Raw genomic sequence first — 22,123 nt, 5'->3', positions numbered from 1 at the left:
AAAAATTTTAAAGAAAAATCCTTAATCGGTAACTTTATTGGTGAAACGGTCGCAGGAGGCTGATTATTTAATAATAAAGGGGTGTTTATGAAAAAGAAATTCGTTTTTATTCTTTTCTTCTTAATTCCATTTATTGCCGCATTTTCTCAAAGCATGTCTTTTGTGGAATGGAAATGCGTGCCGCCGGACAGTCAGAATGTTTCGGTCGTTCAGGGCAATTTAATCGGTTTGCCGGAAATCGGCAGCCCGGGATTTGTAGTCAGAAGTTATTCGGGAAGCAATCCTGGCCCTCTGGGAACAAACCAGAGATGGTGGCCTCACGACGGCTCCAATCCGGTACAATGGGGAAACGAAACCGGTCCCGTCGATTCGCGTTGGGTTCAGTTTGCCGTAACTCCAAAACCTAACTTTACATTTTATGCGGATTCAGTAACAATGTATCTCGGCGGTGGAGGAACGAGTTACATGCGCGCCGATGTGGTATACGATTTGAACTTCTCGTTCGACAATCCGAAAAAATTAAACGAAAATCCTCTCGTGCTTGGCAACGGAAGCGATACTCTTTTTTCTTTCCGGATTAATGAAAAAGTAAACAACGGAGACACTCTCTATCTTCGTATTTATCCGTGGTACGAAGGCTCGCCTTCGACATCCAAATATCTTTATGTTCAGGATGTTATTATTTGGGGAGAAACAAAAGGTTTAACTTATCCTGCAACTGCTTCCTGGCCGCTCACAAATCCCGACGAGGGGGGAACGGGATTTGGCGTTATTACAACGGGGCAGGTAGTCGCCGAAGACGAACTATTCGTAAACACGGAGATTAACGGTTATACCGGTCCGAATAACAGCCAGAGAATTCGGATGGCAAATACGAATAATACATGGCCTGCAAATCTGACTAATCAGATCGACACAGTTTACGTTCAGTTTACGGTAGCTCCCAAGGCGGGCTATACTTTGTATGTCAATTCATTGAGCCTCGATATGGGAGCGAAAAGCTCCAGCACTTTTAAAGCGAATTTGTGGTATTCCACAAATCCGGATTTTTCAAATCCCGTTAAACTTGAATACCAAACGAGCGACCAGAGCGGAAACAATTATCTGAACTCTACCGCGCTCGAAAGCTTCTCTTTCGATCTGAACGTTAAAGTGTCGCCCGGACAAAAATTTTATTTCAGAGTTTATCCGTGGAACGAAGATCCGTCGGTTAAAACAGGAAAATATTTATGTCTCCAGAATATTTTGATAGCCGGAGAAGTAGAAGGCAGTCCCGTAGCATCGAATGTACTCTGGCCATACGAAACCGGCGAAGAATGGGAATCGACAGGTCCCGTTATAGCTATGGAACCTTTTTACAGTCCGGCTATGAAGTTTTACGGTACGACTAATCTACCCGATACCGAAGGAAACGATCACACTGTAGGAGCGGTTCAAACTGTCTCGAAAGAATGGTATGCCGAGCCTTTGCCGACAGATTCGCTCTATTTCGGATATGCCGTTAAACCGAAATTCGGCGGAACTCTCTATGTCGATTCTGTTTCGTTTTATCTGGGCGGATGGTTTTCGAGTAATTTAAGAGCGGAAGTTTATTATTCCAAAGATTCTACATTCGCGGATAGAACGGCTCTAATTGCGGATACTTCGCTGCCCGGAAGTAAAATTGCAAAATTCGGCGCCAAACTCGACGAGACAATAAATACGGGCGAGACTTTCTATTTGCTGATTTATCCGCATAATACAAAAGCCGAAGGATGGGCAAAACTCATTGCGGTCGACAGCGTGTTTATATCCGGCAGCGTAATCGGAGTTACCGCCGATCCGCCTGAAGTGGTAACATCCGAAATAACGGATATATCGACAACTTTCGCTACGGGCGGAGGCAATATTCCATCCGATGGAGGAGCCGTAGTTACGGTTCGCGGAGTTTGCTGGAACACTGCGGGCAATCCGACTGTCGACGACAATAAAACCGAAGACGGCGGCGGCTCGGGCGCGTTTGTAAGTAAATTAACCGGACTTGAACCCGGAACACAATATTACGTCCGCGCATACGCAATTAATGACGCAGGCGTGGCGTATGGAAACGAAGTAGTATTTACGACGCTCGATTCGTTAATGGTTCCGACTGTTACAACCGCAGAAGTAACGGAAATTATGACCAAAACCGCCGTAAGCGGCGGAACCGTAGAAAAGTGGGGCGGCGATACTGTCATTGTACGCGGTGTCTGCTGGAATACTACGGGCAATCCTACAATTAACGATAATAAAACGGAAAACGGAAACGGTCTCGGCGCGTTTAAAAGCATTCTTTATCCGCTGGAACCGAATACTACTTACTACGTGCGCGCTTACGCTACAAACAGCATCGGCACCGGCTACGGCGAAGAAATTTCTTTCACTACGCAGGAACCGGCTCCCGACGTTACCAAAATTGTCGCTCTCGACGGATCCGGCGATTATACGTCAGTTCAAGCGGCTTTCGACGACATACCGGATTACTATACGGGCAAATACAAAATATTTGTAAAAAAGGGAATTTATTACGAAAAACTGCTTCTTCCTTCAACAAAAACGAACGTAATTTTGGAAGGCGAGGACAGGGACAGTACAATTCTTACTTACGACGATTATGCCGGCAAAAACTATCTGGGAACATCAAAATCCTACAGCGTGGCAATAGACGCGGACGATTTTACGGCAATCAATATTACATTCCAAAATACAATTAAAAACGACGGTTCGCACGGCAGCGGCGAACAGGCGGTGGCTCTTAGAGTAAACGGCGACCGTCAGCAGTATTTCAACTGCAGGCTGCTCGGATACCAGGATACTTATTATACATGGGGCGGCAGAGGAACGGGAAGAATCTATATGAAAAACTGCTATATAGAAGGTTCAGTCGATTTCATTTTCGGAAGGGATATTGTATTGTTCGATTCGTGCGAAATCCATATAAATCGAGAAGGCGGAACGCTTACGGCTGCAAGCACCGAAGCCGTATCTAAATTCGGATATGTGTTCAAAGACTGCATTATCTCCGCGGATTCGATCGGTTTCGACGGAAGACCGATTACTTCTTTCCTTTTAGGCAGACCGTGGCAGGATAAACCGAGGACTGTATTTATCAACTGTTATGAGCCCGCTTCGCTTAATCCCGCCGGATGGTCTACGTGGAATGTTACGCCGGCTTTATACGCGGAATACAAATGTTACGGACCGGGGTCCGACACCACAAAACGATTGACGTCGATTTCGCGACAGCTCACCGATGAGGAAGCAAATCAATATACTATCGAAAATATTTTTTCGAAAGATTCTCATCCGAATTTCGGCTACAGCTGGATGCCCGATGTTATTACATCTGTCGAAGAAAGCGGCATAGGCAGAAACGAAATACCTTCGGATTACTATTTGTCTCAGAACTATCCCAATCCTTTCAATCCGGAAACTAAAATCAATTATTCTCTGCCTAAGCAAAGCGCAGTCAAATTGATTATATACGATATTACAGGACAGGTAGTAAAAACATTGGTAAACGGAATTCAAAATCCGGGCAATTATGAAGTCCGTTTCGACGCCTCGGGATTGGCTAGCGGCATTTATTTTTACCGGTTGTTTGCCGGCGAAAAAATTATTACCCGCAAAATGCTGCTCCTGAAATGAATTGGTAAGGAAGCCCTTTCTTTAAGGGCTTCCTTTTTATTTTCCATAAAGAAAGACGCTTAAAATATTTCAAAAGAGTTTGATTATAAATAAGAACAAACTGTAAATTTATTAATGCGGATGTCAGAAATATCTATCAATTCATTTCACAAAAGGTTGAGGCTATGAAAAAATCGGTTATAATAATGCTGGCTCTTCCGCTTCTGGTTTTTGCTCAAGTTAACAGAGATACGTCTTTTACGATAAGAAGCGCGTATGAAAAAGTAAGAAAAGATTATCCGTTCGTAAAGCCGGCAGAAATCGACTCGCAAGGAGTGAAAATATTCAAAGACATTGTTTATTATACGGATGGCGAAAGAAAACTGAAGCTCGATTTGTTTATGCCCGAGAGCGCCGACGCAAAATTGCCGTTGATTGTAATCGTACACGGCGGCGGCTGGCGCTCGGGTCATAAAGAAATGGAACATCCGATTGCTTCCCGGCTGTCAGGAAAAAATTATATAACCGCAACGGTGGAATACAGACTTTCGACGGAAGCTCTCTATCCTGCTGCAATACTCGACGTCAAACGCGCTATTTGCCAGCTCAAGAAGAATCCGGAAATTTATAAAATCGATACGACGAAAATTGTTGTAATGGGCATGTCCGCCGGCGGACAAATAGCGGCAATGGCCGAGCTTACCGACGGCGTGGAGAAATTCTCCGTAGACGGCTGCAGTATCAACGCCGCTGCGATTATCGACATCGACGGCGTTTTCGATATGACAACGCCTTCGGAAAGCGGCAAAGATACAATACCGTCCAAACCATCGGCTGCAAAACAGTGGCTCGGTTTCACATACAGGGATAAACCGGATTTGTGGGTCGAAGCATCGCCGCTCCGGTATGTCGACAGTACTTCTCCGCCGATGCTTTTCATCAACAGTTCGCTGCCGCGCTTTCATGCAGGCAGGGACGAAGCTATCGACATTTTAAACGAACACGGTATTTATTCCGAAGTCCATACAATCGAAAATACACCGCATCCTTTCTGGCTTTTTCATCCGTGGCAGGAGCGGGTTGTCGATTGGATCGACGGCTTTTTGAAAAAAACGCTCAACTAATCGCGCGCCGGCGCCGATAATAAAATAAAAAAAATTATGGAACCTGTATCCGGCAATAAATTTTTTCTGAGCGCTCTCTTTAACCAGCTGAAAAACGAAACATTGCCAAACGATAAATCTGCAGTATCTGCCGATTCGGCGGAAATTTCGAATACCGCCAGAGTGTTCGACAAACTCGACAAATTCTTAAACCTCGGCAGAAAGGACAGGCTCGATATCGGAGATTTGAACGAAGCCGAAAAAGAAGAATTCATGAAAATGCTTGCGGCTCTAATTAAAAGAGGAATAGTCGGATACGAAGTGCTGGAAATAAACGGGAGGCCGGAAAAACATTACATTGTAAATCAAATCGGAAACGAAAGGACTTACGGCGCAAAACTTTACAATAAAAAGGGATATTATAAGGATTAGGCGGACAGATTTACCAGAGCTCCGGGGTCTTTTACGTAACCTGCCCGGTACGCCTTCCTGACAATTCTTTGAAGGTATGTCAACGGTTTTTTTGAGTCGGAAGTAAAATTAATATCTTTGTCCGAAACAATATAATAATCGAAGTTTTCTTTTGTCTCGGATGCCTCTTCGGATTCGTATTGAGAGTCCCTGTTGAACGAGAAATATCTTTCTAATTTTTTCTTGTTTATTTTAACGGTGTTGTTGTATAACTGAGCGCTTTCCAGAGGACGGGCAATCGGCGAGTTTTCTCTGAATCTCAGTTCTTCGGATTTCTTGTCTTCGGATTTCTCCGATATTGTTTTGCTTGCCTCTTCGGCAGAAATATATTTTTGGAACGATTCGTACTGAGCGTCCTTTTGAAGCTGGCTGATTGTGCGGATATTATTTGCATCGAGCTTGGAATTAACGTACTCGTGCAGCGGATGAATCGTTATGTAGGCGCTTACATTCATACATCTCTCTTTCTGTGCCTCAATATTAAAGCTTGAAACCCAGTAAGTCAAGTCGGGATATGATTTAAATCATATCCCGCGAATCGGAATTTCGGCTACGTTTTTATCTTTGTCGATTTCGAAGCATTTTATTGCGTTGTCCTTTACGGAAAAAATAATGTATTTTATTTCCGTATCGTTTGCCAACCGGATGTCTTCACGGGACATACGCGCCGGCGTATCCGGATGAGAATGATAGACGGCAATCAAACGTTCGCCGCGACTGCGCGCGTACTTTACGGCTTGAAACTGTTCCTTCGGATCGAACGAAAAATGCTCGTTTGATTTATCGGTGTTTGTCATTTTTATTATGTCGCTGACGACGCCGTCTTTCCCTGTCAGGTAGCCGCACGCTTCGATCGGATAATCCTGCTTGGCGTGTTCGGCAATTTGCTCGATAATTTTTATGGGTATGCTAATCATGTTTATCCTTTTTCAATTACAACAAGATGTATGTCGTCCTGAAGATGTTTTATCTCGAGTATTTTATTGCCCTGTTCCTCCGCGGTGCGGGGAACGTTCTCCAGCGGCTCTCCTTCTCTTAGCATAACTTCGAGTATATCTCCGCCGGAGAGTTTTTCCAGTTCGAGTTTTGTTTTTACGAACGTCATCGGGCAATGGTCTTTGGTTATGTCGAGTTTGCGTCTGTTCATATGAATAATATCTCTCCTTCTTCTGATAAATTTAAAAATTTTGCCACGCCGAGAACTTCTTTAATTTCGGGAATGAAGTCTTCTTTTTTTAAGCCGAGGATGTTCATCGACATTTCGCAGGCGTAGAAGTTTGCTTTCAGTTGTATTGCCGCTTCGAGGAGTTCGTTGAGAGTGGCGACGTTTCTTTTTTTCATTAAGCCGGTCATTAATTTCGGACTTATTCCCCCGAAGTTAAGACGGCTGAGCGGAAGGTTTTTGAATCCTCCCATCAGAAAATTAAACGTTCTTGCAAGGAAGCCCCTGCCGATCGCGCTTCTGCCTTTTTCTTTTTTGATTGTGTTTAGTCCCCAAAAAGTAAAAAAAAGATTTACTTCGTAATTAACCGCTGCGGCGCCCGAGGCGATTGTAAAAGCCGCTATTGCCTTGTCGAAGTCGCCGCTGAAAAGAACAATCGATATTTTCTTTTTATTTGCCATTGTTTTATTCCTTTATTTTAGATCGCAAGCCGGTTGCTCGTAATCTTTCAGCTCTTTAATTGTCGGATTTTCCCCGCACACCGGGCAGTTTTTATTCTTTTTGAGTTTCACTTCCCGGAAACCTCCCCGGAGAGCGTTGAATGTCAAGAGGCGGTCGGTCAATAAATCTCCCGCTCCGATTAAAAATTTAAGAGCTTCTACCGCTTGAATGCTTCCGATTACGCCCGCTACCGCGCCCAGTATCCCGGCTTCGCTGCAGGTGGGAACGACTCCTTTCGGAGGCGGTTCCTTGAATATGCATCTGTAACACATGCTGCCGGGCACGTGCGTGAAAGTTTGACCGTCGAATCTGAGTATTCCCGCATGCGAAAATGGTTTCCCTCGCATCACACATGCGTCGTTGATTAAAAATTTAGTCGGAAAATTGTCCGTTCCGTCTATGATGAAATCGTAATCCTCGATTATTTCCTCGATGTTCGAAGAATCGAGTCTGACTTTGTAAGGAATAACTTTGACGTCCGGATTGACGCGCGATATTTTTTCGGCGGCTGACTCAACTTTCGGTTTGTCGAGGTCGTCCGTAAAATGAATTATTTGTCGCTGCAGATTGCTCAAATCGACTACGTCGCTGTCGATAATTCCGAGAGTTCCCACTCCGGCTGCCGCCAGATAGAGAAGAATTGGAGAGCCTAAGCCGCCTGCTCCGACAACCAGCGCTTTCGACGAAAGCAGCTTTTCCTGTCCTTTCCCTCCCACTTCTTTCAAAATTATATTTCGGCTGTAACGGTATATTTGTTCTTCCGTGAAGTTCATTTTGAATCCTTATATTTTTTCGAGAGCTGAACTGAAATCTTCGATTATATCGTTTATGTATTCAATGCCGACGGATATTCTGAGCAATCGGGAATTAACTCCGGCGTTCGATTTTTCATCGTCGCCGCAGTTCGAATAAATAGTCGACTCGGGGTGAATTATTAATGTTTTTGTATCGCCTATGTTCGCCAGGTTTTTTGCATATTTCAGATTGTCGATCAGATCGAAGCATTTTTCTCTACAGTCCAGTTCGACAGTTAGCAATCCGCCGTACCTGTCCCCGAATTGCCTGAGTCCGGTTTGACGATATCTGTTGTCGTTCAATCCAGGATAATTGACCGATTTGATTCCGGGCTGTTCCTTAAAAAACTCCGCTAATTTAAGAGCGTTCGAACAATGTCTTTCCATCCGGAGAGCCAGAGTTTCCAATCCCAGCTGATGAAAAAAGACGTTTTGAGGCGCGGGAGCAAATCCCAAATGTTGATAAACTTTGGAACGCGCCGCCGCTATGAAAGCAAAAGGACCGGCTTTGCCCAGTTGCGACTTTATTTTAGTCGACGGATGCGAATTCCATTTGTAATTTCCGGTGTCGATCAAAACGCCTCCGACAGCCGTCCCGTTTCCGGTAATATATTTCGTCGCGGAGTGAATAATTATGTCGGCGCCGAGATCTTTTGCGCGCCATAAATACGGCGTCGTTACAGTGTTGTCCACGACAAGAGGGAGATTGTATTTACGGGCGGTTTCCGAAATTTTTTTCAAATCGTAGATCTCAAGTTTCGGATTGCTTATCGATTCAAGAAAGAGAAAACGAGTTCTTTCGGATATCGACTTTTCGATATCGTCCACAGAATTGAAATCGGCGTATATAACTTTAACGCCGGAACTTTCCATTATTTCTTTAAAGAAAAGATAGGTGCCTCCGAAGAGCGATTTTGACGCTACGATTTCCGAACCGTTTTCTGCGAGCGTAAAAGCAGTCGTCGCAATAGCCGACATGCCGGATGAGGTTGCAATCGCGCCAATGCCGCCTTCGAGAGCATTCATCCTAAGTTCGAATGCGGTTACAGTGGGATTCGAAATTCTTGAATAAACGTAACCGAATTTCTTCCCCTGAAATACGCTCTCGATTTCGCCCGCTTTTTCGTAAGCAAACGAAGCGGATTGATAAACGGGAGCGTGAGTGGCTCCGGTACTGTCTTTTATGCTACCGGCGTGTACCGCCGCGGTTTCGAAATTCAATTGCTGCCTCCGCCCATGAAATAAAGAAATTCAATTACATCGGAATCTTTCAATTCGGTTGAGTCGTATTTGTCGCGGTCGAGAATTTCGCCGTTGAGTTCTACGGAGACCATTTCGGGCATTTCAACGTCTTTTATTTTAAGCAGTTCCGATACGGTTAATTTTTCTTTTTCTATATTTTCGTTATTGCCGTTGATTGTCAGATTCATAATTTACTCCGTTGTTTTTTGAAAAGAATGGAAGCGATAAATATCGTTCTCCGGTGTCCGGAAAAATAGCCACAATTAATTTGTCCTTATTTTCGATCGATTCGGCTAATTTGAGGGCGGCGTACATCGCCGCTCCGCTCGATATACCAGCGAGAATCCCTTCCTCGGAAATTATCCTTTTGCTCATTTCAATTGCGTCTTCGTTTTTAACCTGAATAATTTCGTCGATAATTTGAGTGTTGAGAACTTCGGGAATAAATCCCGCTCCGATGCCCTGTATCATATGAGGACCGGGCTTGCCGCAGGATAAAACAGGCGAGCCCTCCGGTTCAACGGCGACAATCTTTATACCGGGATTCCGCGATTTGAGAACCTCCGCCACACCGGTTATAGTGCCGCCGGTTCCGACTCCCGCCACAAAAATGTCTACTTTACCGTCGGTATCGTTCCAGATTTCGAGCGCGGTCGTACGGCGGTGTATCTCCGGATTGGCTGAGTTTCGAAACTGATACGGCATAAATGCGCCGGAATGCGCCCTGAGCAATTCTTCGGCTTTTTCAATTGAGCCGTTCATTCCTTTGTCGGCGGGAGTAAGTATGACTTCCGCTCCGAAAAGTTCGAGTATCTTTCTTCTTTCGACGCTCATGCTTTCCGGCATTGTAATTATTACTTTGTAGCCTTTAGCCGCCGCTACGTATGCCAGAGCCAAGCCCGTGTTTCCCGACGTCGGTTCGATAATCAAACCGCCCGGTTTCAGTTTGCCTTGCCTCTCTGCTTCTTCAATCATTGCAAGACCGATCCGGTCCTTTACCGAGCCGCCGGGATTGAAAGCTTCCAGTTTAGCTGCCACGCGCGCATAGGCGTTGCGCGTTATTTTATTTATGCTTACAAGGGGCGTTCCGCCGACTAATTTTGTTATGTCCCGGGCTATTTTCATATCTCAAACGCTATCGCTTGTGTGTTGTGCTTGATATAATCTTCCGCTAAATCGTTAAGCGTAATATTTTTTAAGTATTCTTCCAGAACCGAACGCAATCCTTGCCACATATTTTCTACGGGACAGTATATGTCCGGCTCCGGCATTTCCGGAATCAACAAATCGCCTTCAAGCGCTTTGACCACTTCCAGCATATTGATTTCCGAAGGATGTCTCGAAAGCAGATATCCGCCGTTAGTTCCTCTGAAAGATTTTATAAGACCGGCTCCTTTGAGCGAAATTATCAGTTTGCTCATGTATTTTTCGGAGATTTTCTGTTTCTCGGCAATATTTTTGACTGTTACCGGAATATTTTCCCCTGATTTTCTTGCCGAGCCGGCTAATGCAATTTCGAGCAAAATTTTTACTCCGTATCTGCTGCGAGTTGAAAGCTTCATATATACTACCATTTTAATCTTATTGGTAGCAATTATACGGAATCAATTAATTAAAATCAACCTCTTGTCTCTTTTTTGACTGTTATTTTCCATTGGCGCAAACCGAATTTCACCTTTTCCGTAACTTTATGACCGTCCTGCTCCAAAGAGAGCGGGACGTTTTTTATCGGTTGACCGTCGTCGAGAATAATTTCGAGATATTCGCCGCCGTTAATTTCATCTAATTTCAATTTCGCCTTTACGTAATTAATCGGGCAGGCTACGCCGCTTAAATCGAGTTTGTGTACGGTTAAATTAGACTTTTCATTCATTCCGGGATACTCCTTAATTTTTAGCGCACTGTTGAATTTTTAGATTCGGCTGAAGCCGAACGAAAGATTTGTCGCAATCGTAGACGAATTTTTTCGAATAGCTCAAGAGTTCGTCGATGCCGGAATCAGGGTTGTTTTTCCACTTGAAGTATTTTGTCTTGAGATCGCTCCATTCGCCGCATAGCCAGTTGCGCGGAGCTATTCTGTCTGTAAATTCGCTCAAAATTTCTTCTTCGTTTTCCGGCTCAATGCCGTCGAGATAAACAAACATTTTTGAAGAAAGTAAGATTGCCTCCAGGCATTTCTCGCGCGCAATGTTAGCGTCGCCGTTTTTAAGGTCGTCTTCGGCTTCGTATATATTGCGAATCGAGTCGAATAGATTTACAGCCATTAAATCGAGAAGGCTGCCGGCGCATTCGCCTCTGCTTTCCGCTTCCATTTTAAAGTCTTCGTCGAAGCCGGGTTCTTTATATAAATCGCCGGAAGGATTTTTCGACGCCGCTAATTCCGCCAGTATTTTTCTGAACGGATCGAAACCCAGTCTGTCGACAAACTCGTGGAATTGTTCATTCCCGTTTTTTTCTTTGTTCCAGAGCTCGACGGTTCGTGCAATAAAATTGTGAGCGTGGCGTGCGGGTATTTTTCCGATAACCTTACCGATTTTTCCGATGCGAATGTTGCCGCCGAGCAGGACGACGTAGTGCGGCGCTATTCCGCCGCCGCTTTTAATAGAAGCGCCGTAAAGCCCGATATCGCCAATGTGATGCTGACCGCATGAATTTGGACAGCCGGAAATATGAATTCGCAAACCGCCTAATTCTTCGTTGTTAAGACCGATATCACGGGCAAGATTATACGGATGGGTTACTGCAAGCCGGCACGAAAATGCTCCCGGGCAAGAGACTATATCGCGGGTCGTACCGGAAACTTGTTTGAAAAACGATCTTTCCGCAAGGAAATTATAAGCGTCATAAATTAAATCGTTATTAATCCACGGTATTAAAATATTTTGAGTCGGAGTGAGTATGGCGTAACCGCCTCCGTATTTATCCGAAAAATCCGCCAAAATATTCAATTTTTCTGGTTCAAGATTTCCTAATTCGGGTTTAATTAAAAGTGCCGTATAACCTTTCTGCCGCTGTCCTATTAGTCCTTCCCGGAAAATATTCCAATAGTCCCGGTCCTGCAATTCATTGAATTCTTTGATGGCGCGCTCCGATATTCTTTTGTCATTCGTAAGACCGTCTTCTCTTCCGTTTTTTGTAGGCGCAGGCAGCGGAAAGATTTCTATATATCTTTTGAGGTCTTCGTCGATATTCCTGATGTTTTTGAGCAGTTTTAGTTCGTCGAACGCCATTTTCTTGAAGTTATCGAAGCCGATACGCGAGATGAAAAATTTCATTCGGGCTTTATTGCGGTTTTCTCTTTCGGGTTTCCCGTGTTTGTGAAAAACTCTTAAAACCGCTTCGACCAAAAGGAAAAAGTCGGATTCGTTAATAAATTCGGTAAGTAAAGCGGCTGTAATCGGAACGGCGCCGAGTCCGCCGCCGGCATATACTTTGAATCCCCTTCTGCCGTTTTCGATCCGGGCAATTGCTCCGATATCGTGCATTCGCGCGTATGCAAAATCTTCTTCGCTCTCGGAAAAGGAGATCTTGAATTTACGCGGCAGAGTCGAAGAGAGAGGATGGCGCAAAAAATAGCGCGTGCAATAGAGAGAGTATGGCACGATATCGAATGTTTCGTTTGGGTTTATTCCGCTCAGATAAGAAGCGGTAATGTTGCGAATGCTGTTTCCGCACGCCTCGCGCGTAGTAATTCCGACGTCCGCCAACCGTCTGAGCAATGACGGTATGTTTTCGAGAGATATGTAATGAAGTTGAATATCCTGCCGCGTGGTAATATGAGCGTGACCCGAAGCGGCGTAATCGCGCGTCAGTTCCGCTATTGCTTTCATTTGCTCGGAAAGAATAAACCCTCCGGGAATTTTAATCCTCTGCATATGCGTTCCTTCTTCGTGATGCCGGACTCCGTATGTGCCGTAAACTAAACGGTAGCTTTTGAATCTTTCCGGATGAATTTTTTTATCGAGAAAATTTCGTATAACGGTTTCGTACTCTTCGATTTCTTTGTAGATATCGTAGCCGCGGTTTATGTCTATTTTATCCAATATTTCTCTCATTGTTATTCTCCTTTCAAAATTGTTGATTGACAAATTCGTTAACGGAAAAGCGCGGCAATATGCGGGATAGATTTACTACTTCTCCGAAGACAATCAGGGACGGCTGCTCTGCTCTTGCAGCAAGTTTTTCCAATTCCGAGACTGTTCCGGTTTCGACTTTTTGATTGACGCGTCCCGCATTGGAAATAATCGCCACGGGAGTGTAATCGTCGATTTTCATTTTTCTTGCCTGCGCTGCAATTTTATCTGCGTAAGTAACTCCCATTAAAACGATTGTCGTATGATTTTTCCTCTTCAGTAAATCGATCCATGAATAATCGAATTTACCGCCTTTGAGATGACCGGTTACAATAGAAACCGAGGAAGAAAAATTGCGCGCCGTCGGCGGTATTCCGGCTAACAGCGGAGCGGCGGTAGCAGACGATATGCCGGGTATTATTTCGACGTCGATATTATTGTTAATCAGATGGAGAGCTTCTTCGCTGCCGCGCCCGAATATGAACGGGTCTCCGTTTTTGAGTCGTCCCACGCGTTTCCCTTCGGCGGCTAATTTTACGAGCAAATCATTTATCTCGTCCTGAGTCATCGAATGCGATCCTTTCGATTTGCCGGCGTATATTTTTTCGACTCTTTCCGGCAGTATGGAAAGTATTTCCTCGGAGACGAGATTGTCGTAAACCGCAACGTCTATTTCTTCTTTTAAAATATGATAAGCTTTAACGGTAAGTAACTCGACGCCGCCGATGCCGCAGCCTACAATAAATACTTTGCCGAAGAGCCGTTCAGCTTCTGTTTTTGTCGAATCAATATCGACGATGCCCCGGTTTCGCTCGTTTAATTTTTTTTCCGCTAATTTTTCGAGTCTGGCGGGTAAATAATTTTTGATTTTATCCCGGACTATCTGAGTCAATGTAGGACTTGCTCCGTCGCTCGAAATAGCAATTTTCAGGTTTTTGTAGAGTAAAAGTGAAGAAAAATAAAAGTCGCACTCTTCGGGAACGTCGACCGTATTAAGCAGGAAAAAACGTTCTTCTTTCAATTCTTTAAGAAGCTGATTGACCTCCTTGTTTCCCGTAGCGTCGATAATGATGTTGAAACCGTCAGCATCTTCTTTGGCAAAGGTTTTTATGCGGCGTTTGAATTTCAAACGCTCCAGTTCTGCGCAGTAATTTTCGGCAATCGAATAAAAATCGATATTGTTTTGAAGAAGCACGCTGATTTTTTGCAATGCTACTTTACCCCCTCCAATTATCAATATGCGCGGATTGCGCAGTAGCACCGGTAAAGAATTTATGTTATACATGGACGCCCCTTTCGTGTTGTTTGTTAATGTTAATTTCCCAATGAGGAAAATATTTTTTAATAAGATGATAGAGCTCTGTCTCGAATTGCGAGTAATCGGGCTTTGATTCGGCTGCGGATGCGAGAGCTTCGGTAATAATGCCGCCGCCGGCTATATCGTATTCTTCGACTATAACAAATCGCCCCGTATCTTTGATTTCTTCGTTCAAATCGAAAGCCGCCGGTTTCAGAGTGTTTATAACTACGCGCGCCACTTCATGACGGCGAACGCTAGCCGGATTTTCGTTTATTTTCAGCGAAGAAGCGTCTAACGAGGTTTCGATTCTTTCGATGAAAAACTCCGACTTATAAGAGCCCAGTTTAATTTTATATTTTTTGCCGGCGAGCAATTCGTTCTTACCCATCCAGAAAACATTTGCCCGGAAGCGGTTTCCGACGTGCGGAAGCTTTTCGCCTTTTTTGCAAATTAATTCGCCGCTTTTAATATAAAGTTCTGAGGTAATGGTAAAACCGACAGCCATTCCGGCTTCCGCGCTTGTAACGTCGTCTTTGCCGAATATTTCTATCGATTTTATGGAACTCGTCTTGCCTGAAGGGAGAAAGATTATTTCGTCGCCGCGTTCTATTTTGCCTGAATTGATCGTGCCGGCTATTATTCTTCTGTTATCGTTCTTTTCCGTAAATTTATAAACGTCCTGCACAAACATGCGGAAGTGATTTTCGGAATCTTCCTTAGAGCTCTGAAAATTGTCGATCAACTCGACAATAGTCTTTCCTTCGTACCAGGGAGTAAATTTGGAATGCGCCGTTAAATTAATTCCATCGCGCGCCGACACGGGCACATATGCGACGGGATTGATGCCTATATCCGAAAGAAAATCCGAGTAATTATTTTTAATTTCTTCGAATACTTCCTGTTTGTAACCGACAAGGTCCATTTTGTTGACGGCTACTACAATCTGACTGATGCCGAGAAGCGACAGCATGTACGCGTGCCGTTTCGAATTTTCGGCAATGCCTTCGCGCGCGTCGATCAAAAGAATTGCGGCTTCCGCTCTTGCCGCGCCGCTGACCATATTTTTTAGAAATTCGATATGACCCGGGGCGTCGATAATTATATATTCGCGCTTTTCGGTTTTGAAGAAAACCCGCGCCGTATCGATCGTAATTCCCTGGGATTGCTCGTCTTTCAGAGCGTCGAGCAAAAAAGCGTATTCGAACGGCTTTGAATTGAGCAGGCATTTTCGTTTAACCTGCTCGAGCTTTCCTTCGGGCAGGGAATTTGTATCGGCAAGCAGCCGTCCTATTAAAGTGCTTTTGCCATGGTCTACGTGACCCACAAAAACGATATTCATTCTTTCTTTCATAATTTCCCTTTTATTCTTGTACGGAATTATTACATATAACCGGCGCGTCTCAATTCTTCGAGAGTGCCGCCGCCGTCCTTGTCCTGTTCTCGACCGGCGCGCTCGGCTATTTTTGCGAATTTGCCCGATCGTAATTCTTCGATAATTTCGCCGACGTTCTTCGCGCTCGATTCGACGGGCTTAGTGCAAGGATAACAGCCGAGCGAACGGTAACGCATACCCGAACCGTTATCCAAATAAAGCGGAACCACAGGTATGTTTTCTCTCGCGATATATTCCCATATATTTAGCTCCGTCCAGTCGAGCAAAGGATGAATTCTCACGTGCGTGCCGGGCGCAAATTCGGTTTTGAACTGATTCCAGAATTCAGGCGGTTGGTCGCCAATTTCCCAGTCGCTGTTTTTATCACGCGGAGAAAAATACCGCTCTTTCGAACGGCTCCCTTCTTCGTCGGAACGAACGCCCACGATAACGCCTGTATAAGCCTCTTCGTTTTCGTCTTCTACAAAAGCTCCCGTTGTGTGGTCTAACTTCAGTCGTTTCCATTTGCCGGACAATGTATTTCTGAGCGCTTCGGTTTTTAACAATTGGCAGCAGGTAATTCTGTCGGTATTTCCGTCGGGAAAGGTTCTTTTATTTTTTAACGCTTCCGAATTCTGCCCGACGATAAGATTGAATCCGAGCTCCCTCGCCAGTCGGGTTCTGTACTCGATCATTTCGGGAATCTTAAAAGAAGTGTCGATATGAACGAGCGGAAAAGGTATATGACCGAAAAACGCTTTCCTGGCAAGATGAAGCAAAACAGTGCTGTCTTTTCCGATCGACCAGAGCATTGCGAGATTTTTAAACTCGCGATAAGCTTCCCTGAAGATATAAATGCTTTGAGCTTCCAGCTTGTCGAGATAGTCCATTATTAATTCTCCTCTTGTTTTAAGTGTAAACCGCATTCTTTCGTTTCGGGATGTTCCCACCACCATCTTCCGGCCCGCACGTCTTCGCCGGGATGAATGGCTCGCGTGCAAGGTTCGCAGCCGATACTGGCGTATCCTTTTTCATAAAGACTATTGTACGGAACGTTATGCCTCCGGATGTAATCCCATACTTCGGCTTCGCTCCAATTGTAGAGCGGATTGACTTTTATGATTCCGTGAAGATTATCGTATTCGATCAATTCGATGTCGCTGCGTGTAACCGACTGTTCTCTTCTCAAACCGGTAATCCAGATTTCGGCTTCTTTGAGCGCTCTTTCGAGGGGCTCCAGTTTTCTTACTTTGCAGCAATATTTTCGGAGTTCCACGCTTTTGTAAAAAAGGTTGACTCCGTGTTTGCCGGTCATCTCTTCTACTTTGTGAAAGTCGGGAAAGAAAATTTTAATATTTATTTTGTAATGCTCGCGCGTAAGTTCGATAGTTTTGTACGTTGCTTCGTGAAGTCTGCCCGTGTCGAGCGTAAATATATTGGGCGGGCTGGTAATTTTTACAAGCATGTCGGTTATAACCTGGTCTTCAATGCTGAAGCTTGTAGAAAAGACGGCGCGATTTCCGTAGATGCCGATTATTTTCTCTAATACAGAAAATGCGTCCAGGTTTTTCAAACTTTCGGATAGTTTCTCTTTGACTGTCATTTATTTCTCCTAAATGTGATATTCCGGTTCCGATTTTTTCCCGATATTAATTTTATTCCATAGTCTTTCGTGCAGAAAGTAGAGAAGCATTTTCGTGAAAATTTCGATTATGCCAATTGACGCCGCGGTTTCGATACTGCCTGTAATCAGGTAAGAGATTAGCGTCGTATCGATAGTTCCTGTAACGCGCCACGAAACGGATTTAAGTATACTCCTGTACGGTTTTTCATACATAGACTACTCCGGTTATACGGATTAATTCCGCAGTTATGGATTAATATTTTACAGTTGGATTATTATTGGGGCGATTAACAACAACAAGCGCAGGCGCGCATAAGGGAGGGCATGGAGAGGCTGACGAACAAACGGTTCTTTAATGACGGATTCTTTTTCTTCTGCCGGTATAAAATATCGGTTCTCATTTTTTTCTCCATTGTTTGTGTTAAATAAAAAAGCCCTTCGTATGCGAAGGGCTTTGTATAAAAAATTTTATTTACGGATAATTTATATCAGTCCCTCCGCCTCGAAGTAACCTGGCGCATCATACAATTGTTACAACAAATTATATTTCCTGCGGAGTAAGACATTTCTTTTGTTCTCATTTTTATGATGCGAATGTAAGGATAAAAGGACATTGTGTCAAGAGTTGATTGTTTTTTGTTGACATTTTTTGATATGTCACTGTTTATGGCAGTGATGTTTTGTTAAAATTATTTCACCCCTTCGGGGTTTGCTTCTGCATTCGGGTTGTATGAATTACAATGATGCCACCCCTCCGGGGTTTGCAGATGCGTTCGGGTTGTATGAATTACAATGATGCCACCCCCTCCGGGGTTGGGTTATGGCTGGTTTTGATGTGTTACAATAATTTCATCCCTTCGGGATTTGTTCGCGTCGTAATTTCGTTGTTCGAAAATATTTTTTTCGTTATTACAATTCATTAATTCCGAACGAAACATAAACCCGGAGGGTTGACATTACTATAGCGAGGCGTCATTCAAGCAGATGAAAAACCCGGGACGGGTGACATAAAATTCGGTTGTTTTTTATTCAGTCTCACGCAGGGAAAATTTCAATATTACATAAAAATTATTTATATAGAAGAACCGATGAAATCTTTTTTTGAACAATACATAACGCCGTATTTAGAAACAGGCTAATCCGTGGGCGAAACTAAAACGGAAGCGGTTAAAGAAAAAAAGAGCGTGGCGCTTTTGTCCGTAATTGCCGCCTTGCTGATTACAACGTTTAAAATAATCGTGGGCGTTGTAACGGGCAGCCTCGGAATTATTTCCGAAGCGCTTCATTCGGCTCTCGATTTGATTGCCGCCGGAATTACGTATCTGGCCGTTAATATTTCGGACAAACCCGCCGACGATCAACATCACTACGGACACGGTAAAATAGAAAATTATTCCGCTTTAATCGAAACGCTGCTATTGTTCATTACGAGCTTTTGGATAATTTACGAAGCAATACGGCGTCTGATAACGAACGAAGTCGAAATCGAAGTCAACGTATGGGCTTTTATTGTGATTATAACTTCAATAATTGTCGACGTATCGCGCTCGAGGGCGTTGAAAAATGCCGCTGTTAAACATAACAGTCAGGCGCTCGAAGCCGACGCTCTCCATTTTTCCACCGATATCTGGAGTTCGTCGGTCGTGCTGATCGGTCTAATCGGCGCGTCTTTTGACTTCTTTTATGCCGACGCAATTGCCGGACTCGCTGTGGCGATTATCGTATTGGGCGTGAGCTATCGTCTGGGCAAACGATCCTTCGACGCTTTGATCGACAGGGCGCCCGAAGGACTCTACGAAAAAATTTATAATATCGTCAATCGGCTGCCCGACGTCATAGAATCGCACGACATTAAAATTAGAGAGTCCGGTCCCTACAAGTTTGTCGACATTAATATTCATGTAAAAAGCCAACTGAGTATCAAAGAAGCGCACGAAATTTCGCACAGAGTTGAAAAAGCAATTACGGAAGAAATTAAAAATATTACCGTTATGGTTCATGCAGAGCCGGAAGGTCATACCGACTGAGGAACTTACTTATTTAGTTATACGTTATAGATTAATTAGTTTAGTTGACCGATAATTATTAAATTTGTCTAATAAAATAAGAGTTTAGCTATTATTTAGAACATCGAACAAACGGGATTAATTATGAGCGACAATAACAATAAAAATTTATCCGAACTCGACGAGATAGAACTTCAAGAATGGCTCGAATCTCTCGAGTATGTATTGCAAACCGGCGGTCCGGAAAAAGTTAAGGAACTTCTACACAATCTCGATACATATGCGCATCAAAAAGGAGTGGAAATTCCATTTACCGCCAATACCCCTCACATCAACACAATACCGAAAGAAAAAGAGCCTCCTTTTCCGGGCGGACGCGAAATCGAACGACGCATTAAAAGTCTTGTTAGATGGAATGCAATGGCAATGGTTGTGCGCGCCAATAAAGAAGAAAACGGAATCGGAGGACACATCTCCACTTTCGCGTCGGCGGCAACTTTGTATGAAATCGGGTTTAATCATTTTTTCAGAGGAAAAGACGGCAATCACGACGGCGATATTGTTTATTATCAGGGACATGCGGCGCCGGGAATTTATGCACGCGCTTTCCTCGAAGGAAGATTGACGGTCGAACAACTCGAAAATTTCAGAAGGGAATTAAAACCCGGAGGCGGTCTCTCTTCTTACCCGCATCCCTGGTTGATGCCCGACTTCTGGGAATTCCCAACTGTATCAATGGGATTAGGACCGATTCAGGCAATTTATCAGGCGCGCTTTCTTAGATATCTCGAAGACAGAGGTCTCAAAAAACCGAGCGACCAAAAAGTTTGGGCTTTTATCGGCGACGGCGAAACGGACGAACCGGAAACCCTGGGAGCCATTTCTCTTGCCGCCCGAGAAAAACTGGACAACCTTATTTTTGTAATTAATTGCAACTTGCAACGACTCGACGGTCCCGTCCGGGGAAACGGCAATATTGTTCAGGAACTCGAAGCGGTTTTCAGAGGAGCAGGATGGAATGTGATTAAAGTTATTTGGGGCAGCGATTGGGATCCGTTGCTCGAACAGGATAAAACAGGACTGCTTGTAAAACGAATGAACGAAACTATCGACGGCGAATCGCAAAACTACGTTACCAGGGGCGGTAAATACGTTCGGGAACATTTCTTCGGAAAGTACCCCGAACTTCTCAAGCTTGTCGAACATTATACCGACGAGCAATTGGAGAAGATGAAACGCGGCGGTCACGACCCGGAAAAAGTCTATGCGGCTTATAAAGCGGCTGTCGAACACAAAGACGCTCCTACAGTGATTCTTGCCAAAACGGTTAAAGGATACGGACTCGGCGAAGCTGGCGAAGGCAAGAATATTACACACCAGCAGAAAAAACTAAACGAAGAAGAATTGAGAGAATTCAGAACGCGTTTTTCGATTCCGATAAGCGACGACGAAGTTTCGAAAGCGCCCTTCTATCGTCCTCCGGAAGACTCGCCTGAAATTCGTTATCTGAAAGAAAGAAGAAAAGCGCTCGGCGGTTATGTGCCGAAACGCGTTATTAAATCGCAGCCGATTAAAACTCCGCCGGAAGAATTGTTCGAAGAATTCTATAAAGGCACAGACGACAGAGAAGTTTCGACTACGATGGTTTATGTGAGAATACTTGCCAAGCTGTTGAAAGACAAAGAAATCGGTCATCTTATCGTCCCGATAGTTCCCGACGAAGCCCGCACTTTCGGAATGGAAGCTTTGTTCCGTCAGGTGGGCATTTATTCGCATGTAGGACAATTGTACGAACCGGTCGACAGCGACAGTTTGCTCTATTATAAAGAAGCAAAGGACGGACAAATACTCGAAGAAGGAATAACCGAAGCCGGCGCTATGTCCTCGTTTATTGCGGCTGGCACGGCATACGCCGTTCACGGTATTAATACAATTCCGTTCTTTTCATTCTATTCGATGTTCGGACTGCAGCGCGTCGGCGATTTGATATGGGCTGCGGGCGATATGCGTTGCAAAGGATTTTTGCTGGGAGCCACAGCCGGAAGAACAACGCTTGCAGGCGAAGGCTTACAGCATCAGGACGGACAAAGTCATCTGCTTGCATATCCCGTTCCGAACCTCGTCGCTTACGATCCGGCGTTCGCTTACGAGCTCGCCGTTATTATACGCGACGGCATTTACAGAATGTACGAAAAACGCGAGGACGTTTTCTACTACATTACAATCATGAATGAGAACTATCCCCAGCCTCCGATGCCTAAGGGAGTTAAAGAGGGAATTCTCAAGGGAATGTATAAATTCCGTTCCTCCAAAATGAAAGACCAAAAATTAAAGGCTCATTTGCTGGGAAGCGGAACGATACTTAACGAAGCAATTAAAGCAGCCGATATACTCGAAAAAAATTATAAAGTTTCCACCGACATCTGGAGCGTTACAAGTTATAAAAATCTTCATCTCGACGCTCAGGAAACCGAAAGATGGAATATGTTCCATCCCGACAAAAAACCGAAAACGCCTTATATCTCGGAAGTTACTAAAGGCGAGTCGGGCGTATTCGTTGCGGCTTCGGATTATGTCCAGATTATTAAAGACGCTCTGGCAAAATGGCTGCCCGGACAGCTCCATTCGCTCGGCACTTACGGATTCGGAAGAAGCGAAAGCAGAGCATCGTTGCGCGATTTCTTCGAAGTAGACGCCAAGCATATCGTTTATGCGACTCTCTATTCGCTCTACAAAGAAAAGAAAGTTAAACTCGATTTGGTTAAAAAGGCTCAAAAAGACCTCGGTATTAATCCGGAAAAACCAAATCCTGCTAAATCGTAAAAACTAT

21 protein-coding genes are annotated in these 22,123 nt (G+C 44.3%); 5 read left to right on the top strand and 16 right to left on the bottom strand.

Going from position 1 to position 22,123, the window contains the following annotated elements; translation table 11 throughout:
* Nucleotides 1–87 precede the first annotated feature (87 nt).
* The 3 genes from ACSSWA_RS06190 to ACSSWA_RS06180 all read left to right on the top strand — a co-directional run bounded on the left by ACSSWA_RS06190 (nt 88) and on the right by ACSSWA_RS06180 (nt 5,180).
* Nucleotides 88–3,666 carry a pectinesterase family protein gene (locus ACSSWA_RS06190; protein WP_437355688.1) on the top strand — a complete coding sequence of 1,193 codons (3,579 nt, stop codon included), beginning with the start codon at nt 88–90 and terminating at the stop codon, nt 3,664–3,666.
* A gap of 164 nt (nt 3,667–3,830) precedes the next feature.
* Nucleotides 3,831–4,769: an alpha/beta hydrolase fold domain-containing protein gene (locus ACSSWA_RS06185; protein WP_437355687.1), complete on the top strand. Its 939-nt coding sequence runs from the start codon at nt 3,831–3,833 to the stop codon at nt 4,767–4,769.
* A 36-nt stretch (nt 4,770–4,805) separates the two neighbouring features.
* A complete protein-coding gene (locus tag ACSSWA_RS06180) occupies nt 4,806–5,180 on the top strand; it encodes a hypothetical protein (RefSeq protein WP_437355686.1) in 375 nt (124 codons plus the stop codon).
* Here ACSSWA_RS06180 and ACSSWA_RS06175 read toward each other — a convergent pair.
* The 16 genes from ACSSWA_RS06175 to ACSSWA_RS06100 form a co-directional block, all read right to left on the bottom strand.
* Nucleotides 5,177–5,674, bottom strand: coding sequence for a hypothetical protein (locus tag ACSSWA_RS06175; RefSeq protein ID WP_437355685.1), 498 nt, complete (start codon nt 5,672–5,674; stop codon nt 5,177–5,179). The two genes, ACSSWA_RS06180 and ACSSWA_RS06175, sit on opposite strands and share 4 nt — an antisense overlap.
* A gap of 69 nt (nt 5,675–5,743) precedes the next feature.
* Nucleotides 5,744–6,136 (bottom strand): Mov34/MPN/PAD-1 family protein, encoded by a 393-nt coding sequence (locus ACSSWA_RS06170; protein ID WP_437355684.1) that lies wholly within the window; start codon nt 6,134–6,136, stop codon nt 5,744–5,746.
* A gap of 2 nt (nt 6,137–6,138) precedes the next feature.
* On the bottom strand, nt 6,139–6,366 hold the full coding sequence (locus tag ACSSWA_RS06165) for a sulfurtransferase TusA family protein (RefSeq protein ID WP_437355683.1): 228 nt from the start codon (nt 6,364–6,366) through the stop codon (nt 6,139–6,141).
* On the bottom strand, nt 6,363–6,842 hold the full coding sequence (locus ACSSWA_RS06160) for a DsrE/DsrF/DrsH-like family protein (protein ID WP_437355682.1): 480 nt from the start codon (nt 6,840–6,842) through the stop codon (nt 6,363–6,365). The genes ACSSWA_RS06165 and ACSSWA_RS06160 overlap by 4 nt, the downstream gene beginning before the upstream one ends.
* Nucleotides 6,843–6,854: 12 nt before the next feature.
* Nucleotides 6,855–7,655, bottom strand: a complete 801-nt coding sequence (locus tag ACSSWA_RS06155) for a HesA/MoeB/ThiF family protein (RefSeq protein ID WP_437355681.1) — start codon at nt 7,653–7,655, stop codon at nt 6,855–6,857.
* Nucleotides 7,656–7,664: 9 nt separating this feature from the next.
* Nucleotides 7,665–8,897: an O-acetylhomoserine aminocarboxypropyltransferase/cysteine synthase family protein gene (locus tag ACSSWA_RS06150; RefSeq protein ID WP_437355680.1), complete on the bottom strand. Its 1,233-nt coding sequence runs from the start codon at nt 8,895–8,897 to the stop codon at nt 7,665–7,667.
* Nucleotides 8,894–9,106 (bottom strand): sulfur carrier protein ThiS, encoded by a 213-nt coding sequence (thiS, locus tag ACSSWA_RS06145; RefSeq protein ID WP_437355679.1) that lies wholly within the window; start codon nt 9,104–9,106, stop codon nt 8,894–8,896. The genes ACSSWA_RS06150 and thiS overlap by 4 nt, the downstream gene beginning before the upstream one ends.
* Nucleotides 9,081–10,043, bottom strand: coding sequence for a cysteine synthase A (cysK, locus tag ACSSWA_RS06140; RefSeq protein WP_437355678.1), 963 nt, complete (start codon nt 10,041–10,043; stop codon nt 9,081–9,083). The genes thiS and cysK overlap by 26 nt, the downstream gene beginning before the upstream one ends.
* Complete coding sequence (locus ACSSWA_RS06135) at nt 10,040–10,480, bottom strand: RrF2 family transcriptional regulator (protein ID WP_437355677.1); 441 nt, start codon at nt 10,478–10,480, stop codon at nt 10,040–10,042. Before ACSSWA_RS06135 ends, cysK begins: the two co-directional genes overlap by 4 nt.
* Before the next feature lie 56 nt (nt 10,481–10,536).
* The gene (locus tag ACSSWA_RS06130; RefSeq protein ID WP_437355676.1) at nt 10,537–10,791 is read right to left on the bottom strand and encodes a sulfurtransferase TusA family protein; all 255 of its coding nucleotides are present in this window, start codon (nt 10,789–10,791) and stop codon (nt 10,537–10,539) included.
* A 13-nt stretch (nt 10,792–10,804) separates the two neighbouring features.
* Nucleotides 10,805–12,973: a nitrite/sulfite reductase gene (locus tag ACSSWA_RS06125; protein WP_437355675.1), complete on the bottom strand. Its 2,169-nt coding sequence runs from the start codon at nt 12,971–12,973 to the stop codon at nt 10,805–10,807.
* 13 nt (nt 12,974–12,986) lie between these two features.
* On the bottom strand, nt 12,987–14,276 hold the full coding sequence (cobA, locus tag ACSSWA_RS06120) for a uroporphyrinogen-III C-methyltransferase (RefSeq protein ID WP_437355674.1): 1,290 nt from the start codon (nt 14,274–14,276) through the stop codon (nt 12,987–12,989).
* On the bottom strand, nt 14,269–15,642 hold the full coding sequence (locus tag ACSSWA_RS06115) for a sulfate adenylyltransferase subunit 1 (RefSeq protein WP_437355673.1): 1,374 nt from the start codon (nt 15,640–15,642) through the stop codon (nt 14,269–14,271). Before ACSSWA_RS06115 ends, cobA begins: the two co-directional genes overlap by 8 nt.
* Nucleotides 15,643–15,671: 29 nt before the next feature.
* The gene (cysD, locus tag ACSSWA_RS06110; protein ID WP_437355672.1) at nt 15,672–16,553 is read right to left on the bottom strand and encodes a sulfate adenylyltransferase subunit CysD; all 882 of its coding nucleotides are present in this window, start codon (nt 16,551–16,553) and stop codon (nt 15,672–15,674) included.
* Nucleotides 16,554–16,555: 2 nt separating this feature from the next.
* Nucleotides 16,556–17,266 (bottom strand): phosphoadenylyl-sulfate reductase, encoded by a 711-nt coding sequence (locus ACSSWA_RS06105; RefSeq protein WP_437355671.1) that lies wholly within the window; start codon nt 17,264–17,266, stop codon nt 16,556–16,558.
* Between the two features lie 9 nt (nt 17,267–17,275).
* Nucleotides 17,276–17,500: a DUF2061 domain-containing protein gene (locus ACSSWA_RS06100; RefSeq protein WP_437355670.1), complete on the bottom strand. Its 225-nt coding sequence runs from the start codon at nt 17,498–17,500 to the stop codon at nt 17,276–17,278.
* A 929-nt stretch (nt 17,501–18,429) separates the two neighbouring features.
* Here ACSSWA_RS06100 and ACSSWA_RS06095 point away from each other — a divergent pair.
* Together ACSSWA_RS06095 and aceE are read left to right on the top strand one after the other, a co-directional pair.
* Complete coding sequence (locus ACSSWA_RS06095; protein ID WP_437355669.1) at nt 18,430–19,314, top strand: cation diffusion facilitator family transporter; 885 nt, start codon at nt 18,430–18,432, stop codon at nt 19,312–19,314.
* Nucleotides 19,315–19,437: 123 nt separating this feature from the next.
* Nucleotides 19,438–22,116: a pyruvate dehydrogenase (acetyl-transferring), homodimeric type gene (gene aceE / locus ACSSWA_RS06090; RefSeq protein ID WP_437355668.1), complete on the top strand. Its 2,679-nt coding sequence runs from the start codon at nt 19,438–19,440 to the stop codon at nt 22,114–22,116.
* Nucleotides 22,117–22,123: the final 7 nt, after the last annotated feature.

Source organism: Melioribacter sp. Ez-97, assembly GCF_051488665.1.
Taxonomy (GTDB): Bacteria; Bacteroidota; Ignavibacteria; order Ignavibacteriales; family Melioribacteraceae; genus Melioribacter.
Note: the sequence above shows the minus strand (reverse complement) of the source record. Positions and strands in the feature narration are given on the sequence as shown.

Coding starts and splice junctions, on each gene's coding strand:
- ACSSWA_RS06170 (WP_437355684.1), bottom strand. CDS start 6,136: ATGATTAGCATACCCATAAAAATTATCGAGCAAATTGCCGAACACGCC.
- cysK (WP_437355678.1), bottom strand. CDS start 10,043: ATGAAAATAGCCCGGGACATAACAAAATTAGTCGGCGGAACGCCCCTT.
- aceE (WP_437355668.1), top strand. CDS start 19,438: ATGAGCGACAATAACAATAAAAATTTATCCGAACTCGACGAGATAGAA.
- ACSSWA_RS06130 (WP_437355676.1), bottom strand. CDS start 10,791: ATGAATGAAAAGTCTAATTTAACCGTACACAAACTCGATTTAAGCGGC.
- ACSSWA_RS06125 (WP_437355675.1), bottom strand. CDS start 12,973: ATGAGAGAAATATTGGATAAAATAGACATAAACCGCGGCTACGATATC.
- ACSSWA_RS06135 (WP_437355677.1), bottom strand. CDS start 10,480: ATGAAGCTTTCAACTCGCAGCAGATACGGAGTAAAAATTTTGCTCGAA.
- thiS (WP_437355679.1), bottom strand. CDS start 9,106: ATGAATCTGACAATCAACGGCAATAACGAAAATATAGAAAAAGAAAAA.
- cysD (WP_437355672.1), bottom strand. CDS start 16,553: ATGGACTATCTCGACAAGCTGGAAGCTCAAAGCATTTATATCTTCAGG.
- cobA (WP_437355674.1), bottom strand. CDS start 14,276: ATGTATAACATAAATTCTTTACCGGTGCTACTGCGCAATCCGCGCATA.
- ACSSWA_RS06105 (WP_437355671.1), bottom strand. CDS start 17,266: ATGACAGTCAAAGAGAAACTATCCGAAAGTTTGAAAAACCTGGACGCA.
- ACSSWA_RS06180 (WP_437355686.1), top strand. CDS start 4,806: ATGGAACCTGTATCCGGCAATAAATTTTTTCTGAGCGCTCTCTTTAAC.
- ACSSWA_RS06165 (WP_437355683.1), bottom strand. CDS start 6,366: ATGAACAGACGCAAACTCGACATAACCAAAGACCATTGCCCGATGACG.
- ACSSWA_RS06100 (WP_437355670.1), bottom strand. CDS start 17,500: ATGTATGAAAAACCGTACAGGAGTATACTTAAATCCGTTTCGTGGCGC.
- ACSSWA_RS06185 (WP_437355687.1), top strand. CDS start 3,831: ATGAAAAAATCGGTTATAATAATGCTGGCTCTTCCGCTTCTGGTTTTT.
- ACSSWA_RS06175 (WP_437355685.1), bottom strand. CDS start 5,674: ATGAATGTAAGCGCCTACATAACGATTCATCCGCTGCACGAGTACGTT.
- ACSSWA_RS06160 (WP_437355682.1), bottom strand. CDS start 6,842: ATGGCAAATAAAAAGAAAATATCGATTGTTCTTTTCAGCGGCGACTTC.
- ACSSWA_RS06190 (WP_437355688.1), top strand. CDS start 88: ATGAAAAAGAAATTCGTTTTTATTCTTTTCTTCTTAATTCCATTTATT.
- ACSSWA_RS06115 (WP_437355673.1), bottom strand. CDS start 15,642: ATGAAAGAAAGAATGAATATCGTTTTTGTGGGTCACGTAGACCATGGC.
- ACSSWA_RS06155 (WP_437355681.1), bottom strand. CDS start 7,655: ATGAACTTCACGGAAGAACAAATATACCGTTACAGCCGAAATATAATT.